The organism is Plantactinospora sp. WMMB782, assembly GCF_049179135.1.
Taxonomy (GTDB): domain Bacteria; phylum Actinomycetota; class Actinomycetes; order Mycobacteriales; family Micromonosporaceae; genus Plantactinospora.
Genome location: NZ_JBMHMC010000007.1, coordinates 5,063,707 through 5,088,617 on the forward strand (window position 1 = coordinate 5,063,707; position 24,911 = coordinate 5,088,617).

Sequence of the window (24,911 nt, forward strand, 5' to 3'; positions counted from 1 at the left end):
GCTCCCTGCACCGCACGGGCGGCGACGATCGAGGACCGCCGAGGACCGCCGGCGGAGAAACTAGCCGTCGGCCAGGCCGGCCCGCTCCGCCGCCGCCCGCCAGGCGGCCTCGCCACCGGCACGCGGCCGGTAGGCCCGGGTCGATCCGGTGCGCCGCAGCAACGCCCGCAGCTCCGCCAGCCCGCCGTCGAGTACGCCGAGCGCCCGGGCCTGCACCAGCGCGTTGCCCAGCGCGGTCGCCTCCACCGGCCCGGCCACCACCGGCAGCCCACAGGCGTCGGCGGTGAGCTGGCAGAGCAGCTCGTTCCGGGCACCGCCGCCGACGACGTGCACCACCTCGACGTCCCGGCCGGACAGCCGTTGCGCCTGGCGTACCGCCACCCGGTGGGCGAGGGCGAGACTGTCCAGGATGCACCGGGTCACCGCCGCCGGCCCGTCCGGCACCGGCTCGCCGCGCCGCGCGCAGACCCGGGCGATCCTGGCCGGCATGTCGCCCGGCGGCAGGAACTCCGGGTCGTCCGGGTCGACCACGGCGGCCAGCGACGGCTGCCGGGCGGCGGCGGCGAGCAGCCCGGTAAGGTCGTCGGCCACCCCCTGCGCCCGCCACACCCGCAGCGACTCCTGGAGCAGCCAGAGCCCCATCACGTTGCGCAGGTAGCGGACCGTGCCGTCCACCCCGGCCTCGTTGCTGAAGTTGGCCGCCCGGCTCTGCTCGGTCAGCACCGGCACCGGCAACTCGACGCCGACCAGGGACCAGGTGCCACAGGAGACGTAGGCGAACCTCTCGTGCTCGGCCGGTACCGCGACGACCGCCGAGGCGGTGTCGTGCGAGCCGACCGCGGTCACCGGTACCGGCCGGTCGGTGCCGACCGCCTCCCGTACCTCCGGCCGCAGCTCGCCGACCCGGTCACCCGGCCGGCGCAGCGGCCCGAACAGCCGGGCCGGCAGCTTCGCCCGGCCGATCAGGTCGGTCGACCATTCCCGGGTACGCACGTCCAGCAGTTGCGTGGTCGAGGCGTTCGTCACCTCGCTGCCGATCTGGCCGGTCAGCCAGTAGCCGAGCAGGTCCGGCACGAGCAGCAACGTCCGCGCCCGGTCCAGCGCCGGGGTGCCCAGCTCGGCGGTGAGCTGGAAGAGCGTGTTGAACGGCAGCAGTTGCAGCCCGGTCGTCCGGTAGAGGTGGTCGGCGCCGAGCGCGGCCACCACCGACTCCGGCACCCCGTCGGTGCGCCGGTCCCGGTAGTGCACCGGGTTGCCGACGAGCGCGCCGGTCGAGTCCAGCAGGCCGTAGTCCACCGCCCACGAGTCGATGCCGACGCTGGCCAGGTCGGGCCGGCGGTGCAGGGCCGCCCGCAGCCCGGTCAGCGTCTCGGCGTGCAGCCGCAGCACGTCCCAGTGCAGGGTGTCGAGCAACCGGACCGGCCCGTTGCCGAACCGGTGCACTTCGCTGAGCGTCACCCCGTCCCGGGCGACCTCGGCGAGCATCACCCGGCCACTCGCCGCCCCGAGGTCGACCGCCGCGACGGCGGTCGAGCGGGTCGGGGAGGTCGGGTCGGTCATCGAAGGAAGGCCGCGGCCACGCCGGAGTCGACAGGTACGTGCAGTCCGGTGGTGTGCGACAGTTCGCCGCCGGTCAGTGCGAAGACCGCGTTCGCGACGTGCTCCGGCAGCACCTCCCGCTTCAGCAGGGTACGCCGGGCGTAGTACGCGCCGAGTTCCTCCTCCGGCACCCCGTACACGGCGGCGCGCTGGGCTCCCCAGCCGCTGGCGAAGATCCCGGAGCCGCGTACCACGCCGTCCGGGTTGACGCCGTTGACCCGGATGCCGTGCTCGCCGAGTTCGGCGGCGAGCAGGCGCACCTGGTGTGCCTGGTCGGCCTTTGCCGCGCCGTACGCGATGTTGTTCGGGCCGGCGAACACCGAGTTCTTGCTGGAGACGTAGACCAGGTCCCCGCCGAGGTCCTGGGCCAGCATCAGCCGGGCGGCGGCCCGGGAGACCAGGAAGGAGCCTTTGGCCAGCACGTCGTGCTGGACGTCCCAGTCCGCCTCCGTCGTCTCCAGCAGCGACTTCGAGATGGAGAGCCCGGCGTTGTTCACCACCAGGTCGACCCCGCCGAACGCGAGCGCGGCCTCGGCGAACGCCGCCTCCACCCCGGCCGCCTCCGTGACGTCCACCGAGACCGCGATCGCCCGGTCGGCGCTGCCGATCCCGTCGGCCACCGAGGCGGCACCCTGGACGTTCCGGTCGGCCACCACCACGCAGGCGCCCTCGGCGGCGAGTCGCCGGGCGATCGCCGCGCCGATCCCGGAACCGCCGCCGGTGACCAGCGCGACCCGGCCGGCGAGTGCCTTCGGCTCCGGCATCCGGCGCAGCTTCGCCTCCTCGAGCTGCCAGTACTCGATCCGGAACTTCTCCGCCTCGTCGATCGGGGCGTACGTCGAGACCGCCTCCGCGCCGCGCATCACGTGTATCGCGTTGCGGTAGTACTCGGCGGCCACCCGGGCGGTCTGCCTGTCCCGGCCGAAGCTGAACATCCCGATCCCGGGCACCAGCACGATCGCCGGGTCGGCACCCCGGATCGGCGGCGAGTCCGGCCCGGCGTACCGCTGGTAGTAGGCCCGGTAGTCCTTCCGGTACGCCTCGTGCAGCTCCCGCAGCCGGTCCAGTACGTCCGGCAGCGGCGCGTCCGGCGGCAGGTCCAGCACCAGCGGCCGGACCTTGGTCCGCAGGAAGTGGTCCGGGCAGGAGGTGCCGAGCGCGGCCAGCCTGGGGTGCTCGGTGCGGGCGAGGAAGTCCAGCACGTCCGCGTCGTCGGTGAAGTGTCCGACCTGGAACCGCCCGTGCCGCCGGCTGTCCGTGCTGGCCAGCCCGCGCAGTGTCGGGGCCAGCGCGGCGGCCCGGTCCCGCCGCTGTTCCGCCGGCAACGGCCGGTACCCGTCGAGTACCGGGCCGAGCGGCTCCGGCCGGCCGTGTTCGGCCAGGAACCGGGTGGCGGTTTCGATGATCTCCAGCGACCGGGCCTCGCACTCGGCGCTTGTGGCGCCCCAGGCGGTGATCCCGTGCCCGCCGAGGATCACGCCGATCGCCTGCGGGTTGTCCCGGGCGATGGCGGCGATGTCCAGGCCGAGCTGGAAGCCGGGCCGGCGCCACGGCACCCAGAGCACCCGGTCGCCGAAGCAGCGCCGGGTCAGCTCGGGGCCGTCGGCGGCGGTGGCCAGCGCGATCCCGGCGTCCGGGTGCAGGTGGTCGACGTGTGCCGCGTCGACCAGGCCGTGCATCGCGGTGTCGATCGACGGCGCCGCCCCGCCCCGGCCGTGCAGGCAGTAGTCGAAGGCGGCGACCATCTCGTCCTCGCGGTGCACCCCGGGGTAGACGTCGACGAGCGAGCGCAGCCGGTCCAGCCGGAGCACCGCCAGGCCCGCCTCGGTGAGCGTGCCGATGTCCCCGCCGGAGCCCTTGACCCAGAGCAGCTCGACCGGGCCGCCGGTGACAGGGTCGGTGCCGGTCGCCTTCGCCGAGGTGTTCCCGCCGCCGTAGTTGGTGTTGCGCCGGTCGGCGCCGAGCCGGTGCCCGCGCGCCAGCAGCGTGGCGACCTCCGGGTGGGTCTGTCCGGTGCGCACGCCTCAGGCCCCCCAACCGGCCTGCTGCCCGCCGACCCGCTCGGCGGCGATCCGCTGGGCGTAACCGGAGCGGGCGTACGCGGCCATCGGGTCCGGGTCGAGGCCCAGCTCCTCGCGCACGCTGGCCAGCAGCGGCCGTACGTCGGTGTCGTAGGCGTCCATCAGCACCCGGTTGGCACCGAGTACGTCCCCGGCGGCCTGCGCGGCGGCCAGGGCCCCGGCGTCGACGAGCAGCGCCTTGGCGGTCGCCTCCTGCACGTTCATCACCGAGCGGATCTGCGCCGGGATCTTCGGCTCGATGTTGTGGCACTGGTCGAGCATGAAGTTGACCCCGGAGTCGGCGCGCAGCGCGTCGGCCCGGACGATCTCGTGCATGATCCGGAAGAGCTGGAACGGGTCGGCGGCGCCGACCATCAGGTCGTCGTCGGCGTAGAACCGGGAGTTGAAGTCGAAGGCGCCGAGCTTTCCCTCCCGGAGCAGGAAGGCGACGATGAACTCGATGTTCGTGCCGGGGGCGTGGTGGCCGGTGTCGATCACCACCTGGGCCCGCTCGCCCAGCCTGAGGCAGTGCGCGTACGCGGTGCCCCAGTCCGGTACGTCGGTCAGATAGAACGCCGGCTCGAAGAACTTGTACTCCAGCAGCATCCGCTGGTCGGGGCCGAGCCGGGCGTAGGTGGCGGCCAGTGCCTCGGCGAGCCGGTCCTGTCGGGCCCGGATGTCGTCCTGGCCCGGATAGTTGGTGCCGTCGGAGAACCACAGCTTCAGGTCCCGGGAGCCGGTGGCGTCCATGATGTCGACGCACTCCAGCAGATGGCCGAGGGCCTTGCGCCGGATCCGCGGGTCGGGGTTGGTGACGCTGCCCAGCCGGTAGTCGTCGTCCTGGAAGACGTTCGCGTTGATGGTGCCGATCCGCACCCCCCGCTCGGCCGCGTACGACGCCAGCTTGCCGAAGTCGTCGACCCGGTCCCAGGGGATGTGCAGCGAGACCACGGGGGCGACTCCGGTGCAGGCGTGCACCTGTGCCGCGTCGGCGATCTTCTCTTCGGGGTTGCGCGGCACCCCGGGCTGGGCGAACACCTTGAACCGGGTGCCCGAGTTCCCGTACGCCCAGGAGGGCACCTCGATCCGTTGCGCCCGCAGCGCCGCCCGGACGTCGGTCTCGGTCATGTCAGGCCTCCGTGTCGTCCAGTGCGGCGAGTTGCGCGTCCAGGTTGAAGATCTCGTCGAGGACCACGAAGCCCTCGTCCGGGCGGCGGCCGGCCAGGCCGACGAAGAAGGGGGCCATCTCGGCCTGCCACCGGGCGTTGACCTCGGTGGCCTCCATCGCGGCGAGCGAGGCGGCCAGGTCCTCGGTGCGGAAGTGCCCGACCAGCAGCCCGTCGTCGTGCAGGAAGAGGCTGTAGTCGTGCCACCCGGCCGCGCGCAGCGCCCGGAGTATCCCGGGCCAGACGGCCGCGTGCCGTTCGCGGTATTCGGCAAGCCGGTCGGGTCGGACCCGGAGGACGAAGCACACGCGCCGCATCGGCGGGCCTCCCAACAAATGAACCGTTTCAACAACTCGCAGACAACATACGAGCGCCCTCACCGAACTGTCAAGAAACCGGAACGCTCAGCCGGGAGGAGTCCGGGAATACCGGCTGGACTCCCGGACGACGAGTTCCGGTTCGAAGACCACCTGTCTGTGCTCGTGGTTCTCCGGGTCGTTCGCCTCGTCCAGCATCAACTGCGCCGCCGTCTGCCCGAGCCGCTGCCGCGGCTGACGTACCGAGGAGAGCGGCACCGCCGCGGCGGCGGCGAAATCGATGTCGTCGTAGCCCACCAGCGCGATGTCCTCCGGCACCCGCACCTGCTGCCGGGTGAGTTCCTGGAGTACGCCGAGCGCGAGCAGGTCGTTGGCGCAGAAGACCGCGGTGGCCCGGGTGGACCGGGGCAGCCCGAGAATCCTGGACGCGGCGTCCCGGCCGGCCGCCACGGTCGGGCTCGGCGTGTCGAACCGGCGCAGGGTCTCCGCCTCGGCCAGCCCCGCCTCGCGCAGCGCGTGCACGGCACCGTGGTAGCGGTCCCGCACCTGCTCCAGCCGCCACGGCCCGCCGACGAAGGCGATCCGCCGGTGCCCGGCCTCGACCAGGTGCCGCATCGCGAGTTCGCCGCCGAGCCGGTCGTCGACCGCCACCGAGCAGACGTCCGGCCGGGTGGAGCGGCGGTCCAGCAGCACCACGAGCACGCCCCGGTCCCGGAGCCGGACCAACCGCTCGTTGGCGTCGTCGACCGGGGTGATCAGCACCCCCTGGACCCGCTGCTCCTCCAGCAGGTCCAGGTATCTGCTCTCCTTGGTCGGGTCACCGTCGCTGTTGCAGAAGATCACCGCCATCCCGGCCGCGCCGGTGGCGTCCTCCACTCCCTTGGCGACATCTGTGAAGAACGGGTTCGCCACGTCCAGCACCACCAGGCCGAGAGTGCGTCCCCGGCCCCGGCGCAACTGCCGGGCGGCGTCGTTCGGCACGAACCCCAGCTCGCTGATCGCGGCGAGTACCCGGTTGCGGGTCGACGCCGCCACGATGTCCGGCCGGTTGAGCACGTTGGAGACCGTGCCCACCGACACTCCCGCCTGGCTGGCCACGTCGCGGATGCTCACCGCTGGTCCCGGCACCGCCGTCTCCTCCCGCAGCCCGGTCCGTCGGGCTGAAACGTGCCAAGGTTAACCTGGCGGTTTGCGCCCGCCGGCAAGAGCCGACCGCGCTCGCGGGGCAGGCCGCCGGCTGGCGAGGATCCGCGTGCGACCGACAGTAACCCTCCGGCGCACCACGCCGGGCGCACCTCGCCGCCCGGCTGTGCGGGGTTCGGTGCGGCCGTGCGGTCCGGTTCGGCCGTGCGGTCCGGTGCGGCCGTGCGGTCCGGTTCGGCCGTCCGATCCGGTCGGCCACGCCCGCCGCCGGTGGATGTCTCGAGCGCCGACTGTCGAGCTGGGTGCACGGACGGGACACTCGGGCCCGCTCGCGATCCCCCGGACGGGTGCACAGGCGGGGCAGCTCGACAGTCGCGCCATCAGGCAGCCGCCGGGCGGTCGGCGCTGAAGGGCCGGTGCGACGACGCGCCGGTCGGCAGTGGCGGGTCGGCGGACGGGCGGCGCAGCGCCGTTTCCCGCGGGCGCCACCGTCGGTACCCTTTCGGATCAGTGGAAGCGCTTTCCCGCCCGGTGCCGCCCGACGGCACCGGGTCGACGCCAGCGACGGACCGAGGACGGCGAGCATGGGCGAGGACCTGACCGGGGTACGGCTACGAGTGCGTGGCGAGACCGTGGCGGAGTACGTCCTCGACGACCCGTTCGTCGACCCGCGCTGGGGACGCCGGCCGTACCTGCATCCGGTGCGTACCCTCGGCGGGGCCGTGCTGACCGACACGCTGCCCGAGGACCACCGCTGGCACCTCGGGGTCTCGGTCGCCATGCAGGACGTCTCCGGCAGCAACCTCTGGGGCGGCAGGACCTACCTGCGGGACGTCGGCTACACCTGGCGGGACGACCACGGCCGGATCGTGCACGACGACTGGCTCCCCGACGCCCCGGCCGGCACGACTCCCGGCGGCACGACTCCCGGCGGCACGACTTCCGGTGGTCCAGCGCTCGGCGGCCCGGCACCCGATGGTGCGGCTTCCGGCAGGCGCGACGACGGGTTCGCGGAGCGGCTGTGCTGGCTGGATCCGTCCGGCGCCACCCTGCTCACCGAGGAGCGCCGGGTGGCTGCCACCGGGCTGACCGGCCGGGACGACGCCTGGCTGCTCGACTTCGGCTACGCCCTGACCGCGCCGGCCGACCGGGACGTCGTGCTCGGCAGCCCGGCCACCAACGGCCGGCCGGACGGCGCCGGCTACGGCGGGTTCTTCTGGCGGGTCGCCCCGGGCCGGCACCGGGCGTTCAGTCCGGCTGCCGAGGGGGAGGAGCGGGTCAACGGCAGTACCGAGCCGTGGCTCGCGCTGGCCGGTGCGGCGGCCGACGGCCGGCGGTACACGCTGGTCTTCGCCGGCCTGGCCGACGGTGACCACTGGTTCGTGCGGACCGGGATCTATCCCGGGGTCTGCGTCGCGCTCGCCTTCGCGCGGACCCTGCCGGTGCCGGCCGGCAGCACCGTCCGGCGCCGGCACCGGATCGTGGTCGCGGACGGCTGGTTGACCCGCGACGAGATCGTGCGGCTGGCGCCGGTCCTCGCCGGCTGACCGGCGCCGGCCCGGCCGGGCCGGGTCAGCCCTTCAGGCCGGACGTCGCGATCCCCTCCACCAGATAGCGCTGGAAGGCGAGGAAGAAGAGCAGCACCGGGACGATGCTCAGCACCGACATCGCGAACATCGGGCCGAACGCCGACTCGCTGGTCTGGTCGATGAAGAGCCGCAGCGCCAGCGGCAGGGTGTAGGACTCCGGGTCGTTGAGGTAGACGAGCTGGCTGAAGAAGTCGTTCCAGGTCCAGATGAAGGTGAAGATCGCCGTGGTGACCAGGGCCGGCTTGAGCAGCGGCAGGATCACGTACCGGAAGGTGAGCACCGGGCCGCAGCCGTCGATCTCGGCCGCGTCGTCCAGCTCCCGGGGCAGGCCCCGGATGAACTGCACCATCAGGAAGACGAAGAACGCGTCGGTGGCGAGCAGCTTGGGCAGGATCAGCGGTACGAAGGTGCCGACCAGGTCGAGCTGCTGGAAGATCGTGTACTGCGGGATCAGCACCACGTGGTACGGCAGCATGATGGTCAGCAGGGTGAACGCGAACAGCGGCCCGCGCAGTCTGAAGCGCAGCCGGGCGAAGGCGTACGCGGCCAGGGCGCAGGAGACCAGGTTGCCGAGCACGGCGCCGACCGCCACGATCACCGAGTTGGTGAAGAACCGCCAGACGCCGATCCCGGCGATCCCGTCCAGGGCGGCGGAGTAGTTCTCCGGTGCCAGCCGGCTCGGCAGCAGGCTCAGGCTGGAGAGGATCTCGTCGGTCGGCTTGACCGAGGTGGACAGCAGCCACACCACCGGATACAGCAGCAGGGCCAGTACACCGATGATCAGCGCGTGCCAGCCGACGGTGCGCAGCCGGATGCTCACCGGTCCTCCCCCGAGTAGAACACCCAGCGGCGCGAGGTGCCGAAGAACAGTGCCGTGACGATCGCGATGACGAGCAGCAGCAGCCAGGCCATCGCCGAGGCGTAGCCCATCCGGAACTGCGAGAAGCCGCGCTCGTAGAGGTAGAGCGTGTAGAACAGTGTCGAGTTGCTCGGTCCGCCCCGGCCACCGCTGACGATGAACGCCGGGGTGAACGCCTGGAAGGCGTGGATCGTCTCCAGTACCAGGTTGAACAGGATGATCGGGGAGAGCATCGGCAGGGTCACCGAGCGGAAGGTTCGCCAGGTGCCGGAGCCGTCGACGGCGGCCGCGTCGTACAGTTCGGTCGGGATCTGCTTGAGCCCGGCCAGGAAGATCACCATCGGGGCGCCGAACTGCCAGACGGCCAGGATGATCAGCACATAGAGCGCGTAGTCCGGCTCGTTGATCCAGCCGCCGGTGTCCCAGCCGAAGCTGCCGGTGACCGAGTCGACAACACCGGCGTCGGTGAACATCGCCCGCCAGACCAGCGCGATCGCCACCCCGGTGCCGAGCAGCGACGGGGCGTAGAAGGCCGACCGGTAGAAACCCTGTCCGCGCCGCCTGCGGTTCAGCAGGAGGGCGACGGCGAGGGCGGCGGCCAGCTTCAGCGGTACGGAGATCAGCACGTACGTCGCGGTGACCCTGGCCGAGGCGAGGAACCGCGCGTCGTCGGCGAAGAGCCGCCGGTAGTTCTCCAGCCCTACCCACTCCGGCGAGGTGAACAGGTCGTAGTCGGTGAAGGAGAGGTAGAGCGAGGCGAGCATCGGGCCCACCGTCAGCAGCAGCGCCCCGAGCACCCAGGGAGAGAGGAAGAGGTACGCGATCCCGGGCCGGTGGCGCCGGTATCGGGGCCGGGCTCCGGCGGCGGTGCCGTCCGGCGCGGCGGGCCGGGGCGGCGGCCTGCGCAGGGTCCCAGTTGTCATCGTCGACTTTCCCATCGGCTCCTGGCGGCCACGCCCGCGCCGGGCGGGGTGCGGACGCCGGGGGCGAGGCGGTGTGATGAAACCATTCAACAAGCCGCCCGAAGGTACCGCCGGGGAGCGGGGCCTGTCAACGGCGGCTTCGGCGACTCAACAGAGGCTTCGGTGACCAGCTTCGGGTCGGTGCGGGTCGGCCGATCGTCCGATCAGATATGAACCGATTCAATGGGTGGATCGTTGTCGATCAGGACCCCGGACGCCATCCCGGATCCCGGCCGAACGCCGCGACCAGCCGGTCCTGCGCGCTCGCCCCCGGCGGCACCGGTACGTCCGGCGCGGTCAGCCCGCTGTCCCGGTACATCGAGGTGTGCTCGGCGAACCAGCGGGCACACTCGTCCACCCCGGCCGGATCGAGCCGGGGCTCGACACCGATGGCGACCGCCAGGTCCCAGCCGTGCACCAGATGCTCGGCCAGCAACTGGTACAGGTACTCCCGACCCGGCGTCGGCCCGGCCGACAACTCCACCGTGCGGTCCAGTACGCCCGGCTCGGAAACCGCCCGGCACGCCTGCTCGGCCGCGTCCCGGGCCGAGCCGGCCGGGTCGTCGCCGAGCAGGTCACCGGAGAACCGGTCGCCGACCTCGGCCAGCGACGCGCCGCCGAAGAGCGGCACCGACCAGCGCTCCTCCCCGACCACGTGGTTCAGCAGAGTTCGCACGTCCCAGTCGGCACAGGGGGTGGCCGCGTCCCACCGGTCCGGCCCGACCTCGCCCGCCCGGTCGGCGAAGTCCGTCACCGTCCGCCGGTACGTCGTCAGCAAGTCCATGCTGTGATTCTGCCCGGCGCCGCGCCCGTCCGCCGCCGAAGCGCGGGCTGGGCCGGGACCGCCGGGGGCCTCGGCCCGGACGGCCGGCCCTCCTCAGTCCAGTTGGGCGGGGAGCAGCCCGAGCTCGCGGGCGACCGAGAGCCGGACCCACTCGGTGAGCTGCCGGCGGGGTATCACCCGGTCGTGCACCGCGAGCTGCACGGCGAGCCCGTCGATCAGGGCGTTGATCCGCCACGCGGCCCCGGCCGGGTCGTCGCAGCTGAACACCCCGTCGGCCACCCCGGCCGCGATCACCTCACCGAGACCCTCCCGGCGGCGCAGGTCCAGCCGCCGCGACACCTTCTCCAGCTCGGGGGTGCGCAGCGACTCCGACCAGCCGTCGATCCACATCGCCCAGGACCGGGACCGGCCCGGCGGGGCGTAGAGGCGGAGCAGCTTCTTCAGCTTGGCCAGCGGGGTGGTGGGGGAGCGGAGTACCGCCTCGACCCGGGCCAGGTCCTGCTCGGCGGCGTACGCGAACGCCTGGGCGACCAGCCGCTCCTTCGTGGCGAAGTGGTAGAAGACCAACGCCTGGCTCACCCCGGCGGCCTGGGCCACGTCCGCCGTACGCGTGTTGGCCAGCCCCCGCGTCGCGATCACGTCGCAGGCGGTGCGTAGTAGCGCATCCAGGCGCACCTCTGCCGCACGTCTCGTCACGCGGTTACGTTAGCCCATTCCGGCGAAGACAATAAGCTATCAACACGACGGATAAGTTACTTGCGGGTCAGACTGTCCACTAGCGCATCAGAAGCCGCACGCGCCGGTACCGGTACGCCGGCCATCGCCGCAGCACTGCCGCACGAGGAGGCTGATCGCGGGGCAACGAAAGATCGGCAACCGTCGGTACCGCGTAGTAGGGTCCGCTCATGCCAGACGGTGTGGCCGAAGTCCCTCCGCCGACATCCGCCGGAGCTGGGCCGGCGCCGGGAGGTGCCCCGACCGGGCGGGCCGGGCCGCCCGCCCTGGCCGCCCCGGACGTCGCCGCCGCGGTGACCTACGACGACGAGGAGCGGCCGGCCCGGCAGCTGAGTGGACCGGTCGAGACAGCGGTGGCGGCCGTCGCCTTCGCCGTCGCGCTGCTGGTGCTCTGGCAGGTCTTCCGGCCGCTGGCCCAGGGCAGCCAGTTCTATCTGATCGTCTTCCTCACCGGCGTACTGCCACTGGTCTTCCTCGGCTACCGGTCCGGCCTGCACCTGCCGGACGGGGTGGCACGCCGCCTGCCGGACGCGCTGGCACGCCAACTGCCGGACGGGGCGGCACGCGGACTGCCGGACGCGCTGGCACGCCGACTGCCGGACGGGGCGGCACGCGGACTGCCGGCGGGCGCCGCTGGTCGGGTACCCGATCCGGATGCTCCGGGTGCGGCGCGGCGGGACCTGCCGACGGTGCCGGACTGGCTGCTGGCCGGGCTGGCCCTGGTGGTCTGCCTCTATCCGGTGCTGCCGCTGGCGATCGGCGACGCCGGCGGCGGTTACGACGCCTTCCTCGACCGGCAGGGCCTGCTCGCCCCGGTCGACGTGGTGATGGGCGCGCTGCTGCTGGTCCTGCTGGTCGAGGCGTGCCGACGCACCACCGGTTGGATCCTGCCGGTGGTCTGCCTGCTCTTCCTCGGCTACGGCTACTACGGCGGGCTGCTGCCGCAGAGCTGGGCGATCGCGCACGCCGGCCTCGACTTCGGACAGATCGTCGACGCGCTCTACAACTCCGGCAGCGGCTTCTACGGCACCCCGCTGGACGTCGCCGCCACCTACATCGTGCTGTTCACGATCTACGGCGCGGTGCTCGACCTCTCCGGCGCGGGCCGGTTCTTCGTCGACCTGTCGGTGGCCGCGTTCCGGCGCTCCCGCAGCGCCGCCGGCCGGACCGCCGTCGCCTCCGGCTTCCTGCTCGGCACCGTCTCCGGCTCCGGCACCGCGACGGCGGTGAGCGTCGGCGCGGTCACCTGGCCGATCCTGCGCCGCGCCGGCTACCCCGCCGAACACGCCGGCGGGATGCTGGCGGCGGCCGGGGTCGGCGCGATCCTCTCGCCGCCCACCCTGGGCGCGGCGGCCTTCATCGTCGCCGAGTACCTCGAGGTCTCCTACCTGACCGTGCTCGGCTGGGCGGTGATCCCGACCCTGCTCTACTACCTCGGCATCCTGCTCGCCGTCGAGATCGACGCCCGCCGGTTCAAGGTACGCCCGGTCGAGGTGGCCACCGAGTCCGCCTGGCCACTGCTGGCCCGGTTCGGCTACCACTTCTCCTCGCTGCTGGTCATCGTCGTGCTGCTTGCGGTCGGGCTGAGCGCCACCCGGGCGGTCGTCTACGCCACCGGGCTCGCGGTGCTGCTCAGCTTCCTCGACCGGCGGCACCGGCTGACCCCGGGGCGGCTCTACACCGCGCTCTCCGCCGGGGTCCGCGGGGTGCTCCCGGTCGCGGCGGTCTGCGGCGCGGCCGGCATCATCACCGCCACCACCACCAAGACCGGGCTCGGCGCCCAGTTCGCCTCGCTGCTGGTCCGGGCCGCCGAGGCGGTAACCGACAACCCCACGGTGGTACTCGCGCTCACCGTCCTCCTCGCCGCGGTGGCGCTCTCGCTGCTCGGGCTCGCCGTACCGGTCACCGCCTCGTTCATCATCGGCTGGGTGATCATCGGGCCGGCCCTGCTGGCGCTCGGCGTACCGGCCCCGGCCGCGGCGATGTTCGTCTTCTACTACTCGGTGCTCTCCGAGGTGACCCCGCCGACCGCACTGGCGGCGGTTGGCGCGGCGGCGATCACCGGCGGCCGGACCGTACCGACCATGTGGCAGGCGCTCAAGTACGCCCTGCCGGCCTTCCTCGCCCCGATCGCCTTCGTGCTGACCGGGCCGGGGGAGTATCTGCTCGGCCGCGGCTCACCGGTCGAGGTGCTCTGGGCCGGACTGGTCGGCTGTCTCGGCGTGGCGGCGCTGGCGGTGGCGACCGGCGGCTGGGTGCTCGGCGTCGGACCGGCCGGAACTGTCGAGCGGGTGCTCGGCGCCCTCGCCGGGCTGCTGCTGCTCTACCTGCACCCGGTGTCGATCGCGGTCGGCGCCGGGCTGGCCGTCGCCGCCGTGCTGACGGCACTCGCCCGCCGACGCCGGGACCGGGAACCCAGCGCCGGGGATGCCGGTCGGGCGGGCGGTGGCGTCAGCCTGGACAGCCCCGATATCGATTCGAGTGTGGGAGAGGATGCCAGATGAGGCGTACGAAGAGGATCCTGGCGGCGGTCGTCGCCACCGGGCTGGGCCTGACCGGGCTGGCCGGCTGCGGCGGCCGGCAGGACACGGCGAGTACCGACGCGGGTGGCGAGGTCAGCTGCGAGGTGGGTACGGAGACCCGGATCGGGATCGCCACCGGCAACGCGACAGGGGTCTACTTCGCGCTCGGGAACGCGTACGCCGAGCAGGTCTCCAACGCTCCGGGCAGCAGGGTGAAGGCGACCGCCGCCGAGACCGGTGCCTCGGTGCAGAACATCCAGCAGCTCGTCGCCGGCACGTACGCGGTGGCGTTCTCGCTCGCCGACACCGCCGCCGACGCGGTGCAGGGAACCGGCAGCTTCGACGGGCAGCGGCAGCCGGTGCAGGCGCTGGCCCGGATCCACACCAACTACACCCAGGTGATCGTGCGCAACGGTGCCGGGATCAGCTCGGTGGCCGACATGCGGGGCAAACGGGTCTCGACCGGGTCGCCGAAGTCGGGTACGGAGGTCATCGCGAACCGCCTGCTCCAGGCGGCCGGACTCGACCCGGCCAAGGACGTCCAGGCGCAGCGGCTGGACCTGGCCAAGACCGTGGACGGGATGAAGGACGGCTCGATCGACGCGCTGTTCTGGTCGGGTGGACTGCCCACCCCCGGCATCACCGATCTGCTCACCACCGCCAAGGGGCAGGTCGCCTTCCTGGACATCACGCCCCTGCTGGCCGAACTGAAGAAGATCAACCCGGTGTACGAGGAGGGCACGATCCCGGCCGCCACCTACGGCACACCGGCCGAGGTCAGGACCATCGTGGTGCCGAACGTCCTGCTGGTGAAGGACGACCTCGACGCCAACCTGGTCTGCGTGCTGACCAAGGCGCTCTTCGACCGGAAACCCCAGCTGGAGCAGGCCAACGCGGCGGCCAGGGAAATCAGTCTGGACACCGCCCGGAAGACCGACCCGGTACCCCTGCACCGCGGCGCCAGCAAGGCCCTGGACGACCTGAACGCCGCGAAGTAACCGGCCACCGCCGGAGCCACCCGTCCCGTTCGCCCCGCGCCGTCCCTCCCTACTTTCCAGGTTCCTAGGATGCTGTAGGAGGGGTGGCGCGGGCCGCGCTCCTGGCCTGCTGACCCGCCGGGCGGCCCCCCGAGTTGGCATCTGTTCGCGGGCTCGGCTAAAGTTCTCATCCGTCACCGGGAAACGCCGGAAGACAAGCGGACGTAGCGCAGTTGGTAGCGCATCACCTTGCCAAGGTGAGGGTCGCGGGTTCGAGTCCCGTCGTCCGCTCGGAGATGCCGCCACATGTCGGGGGCTACCTCGGTGGAGTGGCCGAGAGGCGAGGCAACGGCCTGCAAAGCCGTGTACACGGGTTCAAATCCCGTCTCCACCTCGGCTACAAGCGAGGGCGATTGGCGCAGTGGGAGCGCGCTTCCTTGACACGGAAGAGGTCACTGGTTCAAACCCAGTATCGCCCACCAGCTATATAAGCAGGTCAACGGCTCGTTACCAGATCATCGGTAACGGGTCGTTTTGTTACTGCTCCTTACGGTGGGAGCAAACTGGGAGCACATGATCATCTAGATGTGCCCACAGCGGTCCTCTGAACCCGAGCGATGGATGATGCCCACGGAGGGGGTCCCCCAGCCTGTGGTGGAGGCGTCGGACGAGGCGCAGCGCGACGACGCCGACCTCGAGCGCCGCTCGCGCTGCTCCAGTTCCTGGTTCGCCCCGCAGTACGCCGGTACCCGAATGCCGACCCTGCCCGGACGCAGGGCGCGGTCGAGGTCGGGCAGGCCCCCGACGATGGTCCACTGGCGGTGTGGAGCCCACGTGGCAGAGCGACGCTGGTACGGCCGCAGGCTCCTTGCCACCGCCGACGGCGTCCGGCAGATCGCGTTCGACGGTGCGGTGACGCCGTCGTTCGTGCAACCACTGTCCGTCTGGACATGGAGCCTGTTGCTGGTTGCCGCCCGGCTGCGCGGTTGGTCGCCGAACGCGCAGCCTTGGGCCGCCGACTTGGTGCTGGCGCACCGCGCGGCCCTCTGACGTGACTCCGCACAGCGGGCCACGCCGACGGGCCGGGGGCTGGGTGGGGTACCTCGATGAGGCTACGACGACCGGCTCACAACAACCCGGCGGTACACCAGCGGAACGGCCGCTGATTACGACTGCTACGCGCTTAACCTGGACGGCGAGGGAACGCCCTGCTCCGTCTCTCAGCATGGGGTGGCCGAACTTCAGCTGGTGTCGGTGCGCGCGGGCGTAGCAACCGGCCACGGTGTACGCCCGGTCGCGGGAATCCATGAGCTGCTGACCGACGCGCCGGGCGTGTTGTTGCCGGGTACTCACCGAACTTCGGTCTGTTGAACTCGATCCGACTGTCGGCTGCGGTACAACCGCTGATGGTGGCCCGGCTCGCCGCCTTCATCCCGGCTCGACGGTTGCGAGGTCTGGTAGCACAGCCGTCCTGCCGCAGGAACATCCTGTACGTGACCGAACACGCGGCCCGCGCCACCACTGCACTTGACGACCCGTCCACGACGGCGGCGACCTCCGATCAAATCTCACACCGGCTGACGCCCACGACGCTGCCAACGCGGAAAATCGATCACCGTGCCATGATCAAAATCGGTACGCCCGCATGCTGCCCTACCTCGGTGACCAGCGGCCCGAGCCGTCGCGCTCCGTGAGTGGTTCCCATAGCGATCGATGTCCGGATCTGCCGATGAGCGAGTGTGCAATAGGCTGCGGCGGCGTGGTGAACGCCGGATGACCGACCAGGGCGAGGCCACCCTACTTCGGCCGGGTCATGTTCTACCGGGCTGGCCGCTGGTTTGCGTCGACGGCGGCGCGGTAGGGGCGGAAGAAGTCGCGCAGTTCCCGCGCGTACAGCTCGGGCTCCTCGAACGGGGCGAAGTGGCCGCCCCGGGGCATCTTGGTGACCCGCACGACGTTCGCGAACCGTTCGAGCCAGCGGCGCGGCGGATGCAGCGTGTCACCAGGGAACAGCGCGAAACCGGACGGCACCTCGACCCGGCGCGCGTGCTGCTCGATCGGGATGGCGGCGTTGGCCGCGTACATGCGCATCGACGAGCCGATGGTCCCGGTCAGCCAGTAGCGGGTGAGCAGCCCGCAGATCTCGTCCCGGGTGAAGCTGCGCTCGACGTCGCCGCCGCAGTCGCTCCACGAGCGCAGCTTCTCGACGGTCCAGGCGGCCAAACCAGCCGGCGAGTCGGTCAGCCCGACGGCCGCGGTCTGCGGTTTGGTGCGGTGCAGATCGGCGTACGCGCCCTCGGCGGCCTTCCACTCGGCTGCAGTGTCCAGGTACGCGCGTTCCTCAGGCGTGTAGTCCGCCCCGACGTCGACCGGGAGGCTGGCCTCCATGCGGTGCACGGCCACCACCCGGTCGGCGTGGTCGAGGGCGAGGTAGCGGCTGACCGAGCTGCCGATGTCGCCGCCGGCCACCCCGAACGTCGGGTAGCCGGCCACGGTCATCAGCTCGGCGAACAGCCCGGCCACCGCGACGGAGTCCAGCGGCGCGCCGGCCGGGCGGTCCGAGTGCCCGAACCCCGGCATGTCCGGCACGACTACGTCGAACGCATCGGCCGGGTCACCACCGTGCGCCCCGGGATCGGTCAGCAGCGGCAGCACCTTCTCGTAGCGCCAGGAAGAGTCCGGCCAGCCGTGGCAGAGGATCAGCGGCAACGCAGGTCCACCCGGCGCGACGGCCCGGGCATGCAAGAACGCTATGCCCAGCCCGTGGACGGTGGACCGGAAGCGCGGCAACCGGGCCAGCGCCTCCTCCTGGGCCGGCCAGTCGAACTCCTCGGCCCAGTATCCGACGAGATCCCGCAGGTAGCTGAGATCGACCCCCAATGACCAGCCGGCGGCCTCAGGTGCGTCCGACCAGCGGGTCGCGCGCAGACGGGCCCGCAGGTCGGCCAGATCGGCCCCGCTGGCGTGCAGCCGGAACGACTCAAGCATGATCGAGTCCTACCCCCGCCGCCCGGAATCATGCCCGGACCGGCCGTAGCCGCCCAGAGGCCACTCGAGGCGTAGGTCGATGTTCCCGGTACCGACGACCGCATCTGCGCCGTCAGCCACGAGCACGGCAGTGGTTCCCGAGCTCCGGGCGACCACCACGTGGCTAGGCCATCAGTCACGTACTCCGCGCCGGCGAAGCGGTAGGTCGCTGGCCAAGTCCGCTGGCCGACGGAGATGATTGTCCGACCAGCCTTGCGGATTCAAGGACACGCGCACATTCTGCCCTCGTGCGGACCTCGAATCGAAGACCAGCATGTGCACGGATCTGCCGCTTTTCGCGCGTCGCCGGGTCGAGGGTGTCACCGTCTGTGATCTGCGTCGGGCGTCGTCGGCGTCCGAGCTGCCGAAGGGTCGGGTGAACCGTCCCGGGTTCTGTGGAGACCTCAGCTGTTGGCTCCAACCACCTCGCGGGGCTGGGGTTGAGCGTGGAACGTCGATTCGTATTCGGCCGGTGGGACGTGCCCGATGGCGGAGTGCAGGCGCTGGTTGTTGTACCAGTCGACCACTCGGCGGTGGCGAGTTCGACCTGGGCGAGGCTGCGCCACGGACCTCGGGGTTCGATCAGTTCGGTCTTGTAGAGGCCGATGCTGGATTCCATCAACGCGTTGTCCAGGGCGTCACCGACGCTGCCGATCGAGGCGTCGATACCGGCATCGAGCAGGTGGGTGGTGAACCGGAACGACGTGTACTGCTTAGGTTCAAGAGGTCGTTGCAACACTGGCTACTTGGGCTGATTCTAGGTATGCGGCCAGGGCTTCTGCGGGAGTCTTCCACTCCAGCGTTTTGCGGGGGCGGTTGTTGAGGGCGGCGGCGATGGCGTCGAGGTCGCTGACGGTGTGTCGTGATAGGTCTGTGCCCTTCGGGAAGTACTGGCGTAGCAGTCCGTTGGTGTTCTCGTTGGTGCCGCGCTGCCAGGGGCTGTGCGGGTCGCAGAAGTAGATGTCGAGGCCGGTGTCCAGTAGCAGTTGGAGGTGTTGAGCCATCTCGGCGCCCTGGTCCCAGGTCAGCGAGCGTCGTAGCTGCTCGGGCAGGGTGGTGATCTGTTCCGCGATCGCGTCGCGGACCGCTGCGGCGCCGTGCCCGGCCAGCGGTGGGCCGTTCTTCACCGTGGGCTGCTGGCCGTGTCCTTCCATGCGGGGCAGGTGCAGCAGCATGGTGAACCGGGTGGTGCGCTCGACCAGCGTGCCGATCGCGGACCGTTCGAGTCCGATGATCAGGTCACCTTCCCAGTGCCCGGGTACTGCCCGGTCGGCGACCTCAGGAGGCCGTTGGCTGATCATCACCTCCGGACTGACGAAGTGCTTGCCGCGGCGGCGGGTGCGCGCCTGCGGCACCCGTAACGCGCGGCCGGTCCGCAGACACGCCGTCAACTCCCGGCGCAACGCGCCTCGACCTTGGACGTAGAGTGCCTGGTAGATCGCCTCGTGCGAAATCCGCATCGACTCATCATCCGGGAAGTCCAACCGCAGCCGCCTGCTGATCTGCTCCGGACTCCACGCCATGCCCCACCGCCGATCCGCGCGCCGCCCATGCCGGCGCCCTTCTCACGGGACGTTCGGACCCGGGATCGGTCGGCCCTCGCCGTCGGTTATCGCGCCGGCGAGCCGGTCTTGCACGTAGTCACGCAGCCGCTCATTCGCTGCGAGCTTGGCGCTCTTCGGACGTCGGTCACGGCGCTCGGCATGCCACTGCGCCGTCACGGCCCGATAGTCGATGCGACCGCCCCGCGTCGCGGCGTTGCGGCGCAGGTCCCGCGAGATGGTCGACGCATCACGACCTACCGCCTGGCCGATCTCTCGCACGCCTTTACCCTCCGCTTTGAGTAGGGCGATCTCCTCACGCTCAGCGAAGGACAGATACCGGCCCGACAACGGAGCAAGCGACAAAGGCGACATACCGCCACCCTGACGGAACCACCGAAAGCCCACCGGCTGCGACACACCACACGCCGCCGCGGCCTCCTCGCTCGACAGACCCTCAGCAATCCGCCGCCACTCCAGGTAGGCGGTGTCACGCAGGCTGTCCTCGTGTTGGGTCCCGCCGGTCTCCCGTTGCAGCGCCGCAGCGAGCCGGGCCCGGATCGCGCGCTCGAGCATGGCGGTCACGGTGACCGGTGGTAGATTTTGGTGCCCACGTCGCTGACGAACGAGCACAGTAGAGTGAGTAGCAGCGGGTTCTCTGACAGCAGCCGGAGGTCCGTGTTGCCGTCGATCAGCCCGGTTAGCCAACGCGTGTCGTTCGCATCGAGCCCGAACCGCCGGACCAGAGCGCGCTGGCTGCCGACCGGGAGTGGCAGGACGTCAACGAGCGGCCAGATACGTCGCGCGTCGGCTCCGGCGAAGTCGCGCGCGGCGATGACCGCATGCAGGTTCGGCGCGGTCTCGACGAGACTGCGGATCGCGTTGAGGTGCCGCTCGATAACCGGTTTCACATTCTCGGCCCCGGCGAGCTCCGGCAACTCGTCGAAGGCGTCGAACAGGAAGATCCACCGGATGTGGTCGCGTCTCTCCTGCAGGAATTCCATGACCTTGCCACGCAGGAACCGGTCGTCGCGTCCCAGTAGTTCGGCGATATGCTCGCGGTAGGTATCGGCGTCGATCGGGCGGTTCGTGGCCGCGAACCGGCTCAGGTCGACGTAGACGGGCAGCACGACACCGCCGTGTGCGCGCTTCTCCCGTGGCATCCTGGTACAGCCCCATCGCCGCAACGCCGTCGTCTTGCCCGAGCCGGTCTGACCCTGCAACAACACCACGGACGCAGTCGGGTCGTCGAGTGCACGCCCCAGCAGCCGTAGCAGGCTGCCGGTGCGCTCCTTCCCACGGTTGCGGAGCCGGCCATGCCCTCGCACGATGTAGTCGCGGCCGACGATCCCGTGCCGGACAGTCAACAGCGCATCGGCCGACCGGGTGATCCGCACGACGTCCTGGTCGCGGAGCTTGCGTGGGATACGCAGCAGCCGGAACAGACCAACGGCCACGGACGCCACCGCGAAAGGGAAAAGCCCATAGCGCGGTTTTCGATTTTGCTGCGGCTTGCGCGATTACCTGGGGCGCCGGATCAGCACATGCCGAACGACCGCTGCGCTGTCGGCGCTCCTTGAGTAGCAGGCCATTGACGCTCTGGAAGATCGGCTACCCGACCTGTACCGTTCGGAAACTCGGCCGTGGGCGCTGACGTGCGACTTTGTCCGCCGTGGGATCGACGAATGGTGTCATGTTGTCGGTCATGGTCATGTCGTTTGGCTGCCTGGTTCTTCGTCAGACACTGCGGTTGGTCATCCTGTTGGTCCGTGGCGGGCACGGCAACGCGGTTGGGGTGCTTGTGCTGCGGCACCAGGTCGCGATACTGCGTCGGCAGGTGCGCCGTCCGGATCTGGAACCGGCCGACCGGGCGGTGCTGGCCGGCCTGTCGAGGCTGCTGCCGCGGGCGCGGTGGCCGGCGTTCTTCGTCACCCCGGCCACGTTGTTGCGCTGGCACCGCAGTCTGATCGCGCGGCGGTGGACCTACCCGAGACGGCGGCGGGGTCGCCCACCTGTCACGGCGGAGGTGCGCCAGTTGGTGCTGCGGCTGGCCCGGGACAACCCCGCCTGGGGATGCCGGCGCATTCAGGGCGAGTTGGCCAACCTGGACTAGCGGTTGGCGGCGAGCTGTAGGGTGCCAAAACCAGATTTCTGTTTGCTGACCTGCGAGTTCGTGGATCCGTTAAGCGGCCCGGTGGTACTCGTTGATGACCCCGCCGAGCCGTCGTCGGCGTCGGACGACGCCGTCGATCGGTATCACGGTGCCCGGCTCACGGTTGGGTGGTACCTGTCCGCGCCCTTGGTGCGGACGGTGATCGTTGAAGTGTCGGATGTACTCGGTCAGTACCACCCTGGCATGTCGCTCACCGTAGAGCAGGACGTAGTCGGTGTACTCCTCACGCATGCTGCGACCCCACCGCTCCACGAAACAGTTCGCCCTCGGCGTGCGCGGCGGCGTCTTCACCACCTGTACGCCCTCGTCGGCGAGTACGGCGTCGAACGATGCGCCGTACTTGGTGTCGCGGTCGCAGATCAGAAACCGGAAGTCGTTGGCCCGTTCGCCGAGGTTCATGAGCAGGTTGCGGGCCTGCTGGGTCGCCCACGCCTGGGTCGGGCGGTCGGTCACGCCGAGCAAGTGGACCCGTCGGGTGGCGATCTCCATGACGACCAGTACGTACAGCGGCGCAGCGACACGGTATCGACGTGGAAGAAGTCGGCGGCCAGCAGTCCGGTGGCCTGGGTACGCAGGAATGTCCGCCAGGGGAGGTGTCGGTGTCGCGGGGTGCGGGGCCGAGGTGGCCACCGGTGAGGATTCGGCGGATGGTGCCGAGGCCGACGTGGTAGCCCAGTCCGAGCAATTCGCCCTGGATTCTGTTATGTCCCCAGCGGGGGTTGTCCCGGGCCATCCGGTAGATGAGGCCGCGGATCTCGTCGCTGACGGGCGGTCGGCCGCCACGGTGGGGGTAGGTCCAGCGGCATTGGACCAGCCGGCGGTGCCAGGCCAGCAGGGTCGCCGGGGTCACGATCCGGTGGGCGCGGACCGCGTGGGGCAGCCGCCGGGCCAGCGCAGACAGGATCGCCCGGTCTGGTCAGGACAGTCTTGGTCGGCCGTGGACCTGACGGCGTAGCACCGCGACCTCATGGCGAAGGGCCAGCAGTTCCGCGAGCACGACGTTGTCGCTATAGGCCGCGCGCAGCAGGGCGTCGAACCTGCGAATCGCGACCAGATAGATCAATCGAAACACCATGACCAGGAAGATGCCTCAAACTCACGAAGCCCAGCTCACAGCAGGTGCGACAGGTAATGGCACCGTACAGGGCGCTCCCAACGGCGCCGAAGCGCGCCCAACCCATCTGAGCTGCTCTAATCCGCCCCGCACCTACCAGGGGCACTTGTATCCCTGCTGGTCAGAGGATTGCGGGTCGTTCCTTGACACAACTGCTCACAACGGCGCTGAACAGACCTCAACCGCTGTCTATCGTCCCTGACAGAGCGAGGTGCGGGGGAGTCGTGGGTAACGAGCGGTTGACCTGCTGAACGTTTCATCGGGAGCAGATGTGGGAGCAGCCGTCGAGATGATCTCCGACGCCTTCGATTCGAAGGTGCAGATCAGGGTGGTCGTTTGATCAAGGCTCTGGTCAGGCGCAACGGAGAGGCATGACTCTTTCCGAGACTCGGTAGAGGTCACCGCCCGGCTCGTGCCGCAGCGGTGACCTCTTCCCAGAGTCGGAAGTGGTCAAGCTCGCCTACGTTTAGCAGTGTGTCTCGCAAACACCGTTGGCAAACAGGCATGGGAGCTGGTGTGACAGGTCAGAGTCTTCTTCAGAGTCCCGATTCCCGGTAGCGCTGGCCGAACTCGTCACTGAGCTTGTGTAGTTCTACCGGGCCACGTCGGGCGGGCCATGCGGCGATGTAGTGCTCCTCCACCACGGTGAGTGGGTCGAGATTGCGGGCGTCGTCGCGGTGGCGCGCGTGGAACCGGATGCGGTAGTGGCCGGGGCCGCCGGCTGAGACCGGAGGTAGTCCGTTGACGGGCTTCGCCGGCCATCCGAGAACGAGGGCTCTTCCCTGCTGGCTGGTATAGCTCACCTCCACGATTTCATCCCAGCCGGCGGCCGCCATAGGTGGTGCGGCGTCGAGCAGGTCGACGGTGAGATTGATCATCCCGGTGTTGGCGCCGGTCAGGATCTGGATGCCGCCGCCCTCGGCGAGATAGACAAGACCGTTGGGATCTCCGAGGTACGGCGGATACGGGTCTTGGCCTTCCTCGCTGAGGTAGTACTGGTGCTTGTAGGCGTACACAGATCCGTGATGCCGGGCCATAGTGTCCTTGTCAGTAGTGACTGTTTGCGTATGGGTCGACGTAGAAGCCCTCGCCGCTGAGCACCCGCAGATTTTGGATGAAGCTGCTGAACTTGCCACCCTGGGCGCGTTGCTCGCTGGACGGGACCGACGCGGTGCTGGAATTCGACCCGCCCTGGGTGGTGTGCGCGAACGGGTATTCGTCGCACTCCTCGCCTGGTCGCGCGGGAGTGAAGGAGGCGCAGGCGGCCGCGCGGCGCTGGATTGACCGTGCGTCGTCCTCATCGTAGGTCAACGTACTCTGATTTGGGCGTCCGGGCTTGCCCGCCGACTGAGCGGAGATCACGTGCTGGGTGATGGACCCGAGGCCGGCGTGCGACAGGGTAGGGACGTGGAACCCGGTGACGCACCCAGCGGTCGTGCGGTACGGGACCCGGTCGCAGCGCACATCACCGCTGGAGTAGGTCATCGGCCAGCCGTCGTCGCCCACAGCGTCCTCGTGGTCGACCCAGAACTCGTAGGTGATGCGCGACAGCGCGATCTGTCCGTCACCGACGTTCGAGTCGTAGGAATTGCCGAGTTCTACCGACTCTTCGTAGTCCCAGGGAATCCAATCGCTGTCCAGTTCCCGACTGCAGCCGGTCGCGCAGTAGGAAATCATTCGGGCTGTCATCTCGTCGTCATTTTCCATGACGCCGTACGACTCGCCGCGCCGTATGGAGATCTCCTCAGTGAACCGGAGGCTGTCCCGATTCGCCCGGATCAGGTGCCCCAGCGTGAACTCGGTCCGGCCGATCTGCGCGCCGGTGACCACGTCGACCATCGACACGTAGTTCTCGATGATGACGCAGTGCTCGAAGCGGTTCCAGCGCCAGGTGTTCGTCGTTCCCGTGCACCAGTCCGGAACGGCGGCGAGGCTGACACTCGGCCCAGTGGTTGACTTCGTCGACGTTCCCACACAGAGAGTGCGCATGACGCCCTGGGCACGCAGGTCGGTGAGTCGGCCCTGGATGCTCGCGCAGCTGGGGGTCGGTGTGGATCCGGGTGCTGCCGGAGGTGTCAACATCCCGCCAGGGGCAGGGGCAGGGGCAGGGGCGCTAGCGCGGGCAGGGTTGGCGGATGCGACTGGTGACCACGATGCCGCCCCGATGGTGAGGAGCATCGCCACCGTCGCGGCGAGGCCGTGTCGCTTCCAGGCTGGTGCCACAAGTCCTCCTTGTGATTGCTCACATTGAGGCAGCGGTTACGTGCTAGCTCCACGTAATCGCTCACCTACTTTGTGTCAGCTTATAGGTGAGCATAGATTGGTCGAAAGGATCGTCCTGTA

Annotated in this window: 21 protein-coding genes, 3 tRNA genes and 1 pseudogene; 8 read left to right on the forward strand and 17 right to left on the reverse strand. The window is 70.2% G+C overall.

Annotated elements, in window-relative coordinates; all coding sequences use genetic code 11:
- Positions 1–60: 60 nt before the first annotated feature.
- From ACN28A_RS24995 to ACN28A_RS25015, 5 genes are all read right to left on the reverse strand, one after another.
- Positions 61–1,560 (reverse strand): rhamnulokinase, encoded by a 1,500-nt coding sequence (locus tag ACN28A_RS24995; protein WP_421398645.1) that lies wholly within the window; start codon positions 1,558–1,560, stop codon positions 61–63.
- Positions 1,557–3,620 carry a bifunctional aldolase/short-chain dehydrogenase gene (locus tag ACN28A_RS25000; RefSeq protein ID WP_421398648.1) on the reverse strand — a complete coding sequence of 688 codons (2,064 nt, stop codon included), beginning with the start codon at positions 3,618–3,620 and terminating at the stop codon, positions 1,557–1,559. Before ACN28A_RS25000 ends, ACN28A_RS24995 begins: the two co-directional genes overlap by 4 nt.
- Before the next feature lie 3 nt (positions 3,621–3,623).
- Complete coding sequence (gene rhaI, locus ACN28A_RS25005; protein ID WP_421398651.1) at positions 3,624–4,787, reverse strand: L-rhamnose isomerase; 1,164 nt, start codon at positions 4,785–4,787, stop codon at positions 3,624–3,626.
- Position 4,788: 1 nt separating this feature from the next.
- On the reverse strand, positions 4,789–5,142 hold the full coding sequence (locus tag ACN28A_RS25010) for an L-rhamnose mutarotase (RefSeq protein ID WP_421398653.1): 354 nt from the start codon (positions 5,140–5,142) through the stop codon (positions 4,789–4,791).
- Positions 5,143–5,229: 87 nt separating this feature from the next.
- The gene (locus ACN28A_RS25015; protein ID WP_421398655.1) at positions 5,230–6,270 is read right to left on the reverse strand and encodes a LacI family DNA-binding transcriptional regulator; all 1,041 of its coding nucleotides are present in this window, start codon (positions 6,268–6,270) and stop codon (positions 5,230–5,232) included.
- A gap of 599 nt (positions 6,271–6,869) precedes the next feature.
- On the opposite strand from ACN28A_RS25015, the gene ACN28A_RS25020 reads away from it, so the two are divergent.
- The gene (locus ACN28A_RS25020; RefSeq protein ID WP_421398656.1) at positions 6,870–7,832 is read left to right on the forward strand and encodes a PmoA family protein; all 963 of its coding nucleotides are present in this window, start codon (positions 6,870–6,872) and stop codon (positions 7,830–7,832) included.
- A gap of 25 nt (positions 7,833–7,857) precedes the next feature.
- Here the strand turns inward: ACN28A_RS25020 and ACN28A_RS25025 are convergent, their stop codons facing one another.
- The 4 genes from ACN28A_RS25025 to ACN28A_RS25040 all read right to left on the reverse strand — a co-directional run bounded on the left by ACN28A_RS25025 (position 7,858) and on the right by ACN28A_RS25040 (position 11,175).
- Complete coding sequence (locus ACN28A_RS25025; protein ID WP_421398658.1) at positions 7,858–8,694, reverse strand: carbohydrate ABC transporter permease; 837 nt, start codon at positions 8,692–8,694, stop codon at positions 7,858–7,860.
- Entirely contained in the window at positions 8,691–9,656 is a 966-nt protein-coding gene (locus ACN28A_RS25030) for a carbohydrate ABC transporter permease (RefSeq protein WP_421398660.1), read from the reverse strand. The genes ACN28A_RS25025 and ACN28A_RS25030 overlap by 4 nt, the downstream gene beginning before the upstream one ends.
- A gap of 241 nt (positions 9,657–9,897) precedes the next feature.
- A complete protein-coding gene (locus ACN28A_RS25035; protein ID WP_421398662.1) occupies positions 9,898–10,479 on the reverse strand; it encodes a TIGR03086 family metal-binding protein in 582 nt (193 codons plus the stop codon).
- 93 nt (positions 10,480–10,572) lie between these two features.
- Complete coding sequence (locus tag ACN28A_RS25040) at positions 10,573–11,175, reverse strand: TetR/AcrR family transcriptional regulator (RefSeq protein ID WP_421398665.1); 603 nt, start codon at positions 11,173–11,175, stop codon at positions 10,573–10,575.
- Between the two features lie 209 nt (positions 11,176–11,384).
- Between ACN28A_RS25040 and ACN28A_RS25045 the strand changes: the two genes are divergently transcribed.
- The 6 genes from ACN28A_RS25045 to ACN28A_RS25070 all read left to right on the forward strand — a co-directional run bounded on the left by ACN28A_RS25045 (position 11,385) and on the right by ACN28A_RS25070 (position 15,763).
- Entirely contained in the window at positions 11,385–13,718 is a 2,334-nt protein-coding gene (locus tag ACN28A_RS25045) for a TRAP transporter permease (protein ID WP_421398666.1), read from the forward strand.
- On the forward strand, positions 13,715–14,734 hold the full coding sequence (locus ACN28A_RS25050) for a TAXI family TRAP transporter solute-binding subunit (protein ID WP_421398668.1): 1,020 nt from the start codon (positions 13,715–13,717) through the stop codon (positions 14,732–14,734). Before ACN28A_RS25045 ends, ACN28A_RS25050 begins: the two co-directional genes overlap by 4 nt.
- Before the next feature lie 197 nt (positions 14,735–14,931).
- Positions 14,932–15,004 (forward strand) — tRNA-Gly (locus ACN28A_RS25055).
- Positions 15,005–15,036: 32 nt separating this feature from the next.
- A tRNA-Cys gene (locus ACN28A_RS25060) sits at positions 15,037–15,107 on the forward strand.
- 13 nt (positions 15,108–15,120) lie between these two features.
- Positions 15,121–15,195: transfer RNA gene (locus ACN28A_RS25065), tRNA-Val, on the forward strand.
- Between the two features lie 352 nt (positions 15,196–15,547).
- On the forward strand, positions 15,548–15,763 hold the full coding sequence (locus tag ACN28A_RS25070; RefSeq protein ID WP_421398669.1) for a hypothetical protein: 216 nt from the start codon (positions 15,548–15,550) through the stop codon (positions 15,761–15,763).
- A gap of 768 nt (positions 15,764–16,531) precedes the next feature.
- On the opposite strand, the gene ACN28A_RS25075 is transcribed toward ACN28A_RS25070, so the two are convergent.
- The 4 genes and pseudogenes from ACN28A_RS25075 to ACN28A_RS25090 form a co-directional block, all read right to left on the reverse strand.
- The gene (locus ACN28A_RS25075; RefSeq protein WP_421398671.1) at positions 16,532–17,701 is read right to left on the reverse strand and encodes an epoxide hydrolase family protein; all 1,170 of its coding nucleotides are present in this window, start codon (positions 17,699–17,701) and stop codon (positions 16,532–16,534) included.
- A gap of 175 nt (positions 17,702–17,876) precedes the next feature.
- Complete coding sequence (locus tag ACN28A_RS25080; RefSeq protein WP_421398673.1) at positions 17,877–18,479, reverse strand: integrase core domain-containing protein; 603 nt, start codon at positions 18,477–18,479, stop codon at positions 17,877–17,879.
- A pseudogene (locus tag ACN28A_RS25085) lies at positions 18,460–19,857 on the reverse strand (IS30 family transposase). Before ACN28A_RS25085 ends, ACN28A_RS25080 begins: the two are co-directional and overlap by 20 nt.
- Before the next feature lie 5 nt (positions 19,858–19,862).
- The gene (locus ACN28A_RS25090; protein ID WP_421398676.1) at positions 19,863–20,738 is read right to left on the reverse strand and encodes an NACHT domain-containing protein; all 876 of its coding nucleotides are present in this window, start codon (positions 20,736–20,738) and stop codon (positions 19,863–19,865) included.
- 293 nt (positions 20,739–21,031) lie between these two features.
- Here ACN28A_RS25090 and ACN28A_RS25095 point away from each other — a divergent pair, with 293 nt between their 5' ends.
- Positions 21,032–21,394: a hypothetical protein gene (locus ACN28A_RS25095; RefSeq protein WP_421398679.1), complete on the forward strand. Its 363-nt coding sequence runs from the start codon at positions 21,032–21,034 to the stop codon at positions 21,392–21,394.
- Positions 21,395–21,463: 69 nt separating this feature from the next.
- Here the strand turns inward: ACN28A_RS25095 and ACN28A_RS25100 are convergent, their stop codons facing one another.
- From ACN28A_RS25100 to ACN28A_RS25115, 4 genes are all read right to left on the reverse strand, one after another.
- Positions 21,464–21,907, reverse strand: coding sequence for an integrase core domain-containing protein (locus ACN28A_RS25100; protein ID WP_421398681.1), 444 nt, complete (start codon positions 21,905–21,907; stop codon positions 21,464–21,466).
- A gap of 463 nt (positions 21,908–22,370) precedes the next feature.
- Positions 22,371–22,517, reverse strand: coding sequence for a hypothetical protein (locus tag ACN28A_RS25105; RefSeq protein ID WP_421398683.1), 147 nt, complete (start codon positions 22,515–22,517; stop codon positions 22,371–22,373).
- 587 nt (positions 22,518–23,104) lie between these two features.
- Positions 23,105–23,584, reverse strand: a complete 480-nt coding sequence (locus ACN28A_RS25110; protein ID WP_421398684.1) for a hypothetical protein — start codon at positions 23,582–23,584, stop codon at positions 23,105–23,107.
- A gap of 31 nt (positions 23,585–23,615) precedes the next feature.
- Positions 23,616–24,542: a NucA/NucB deoxyribonuclease domain-containing protein gene (locus tag ACN28A_RS25115; RefSeq protein ID WP_421398686.1), complete on the reverse strand. Its 927-nt coding sequence runs from the start codon at positions 24,540–24,542 to the stop codon at positions 23,616–23,618.
- Between the last annotated feature and the right edge of the window lie 369 nt (positions 24,543–24,911).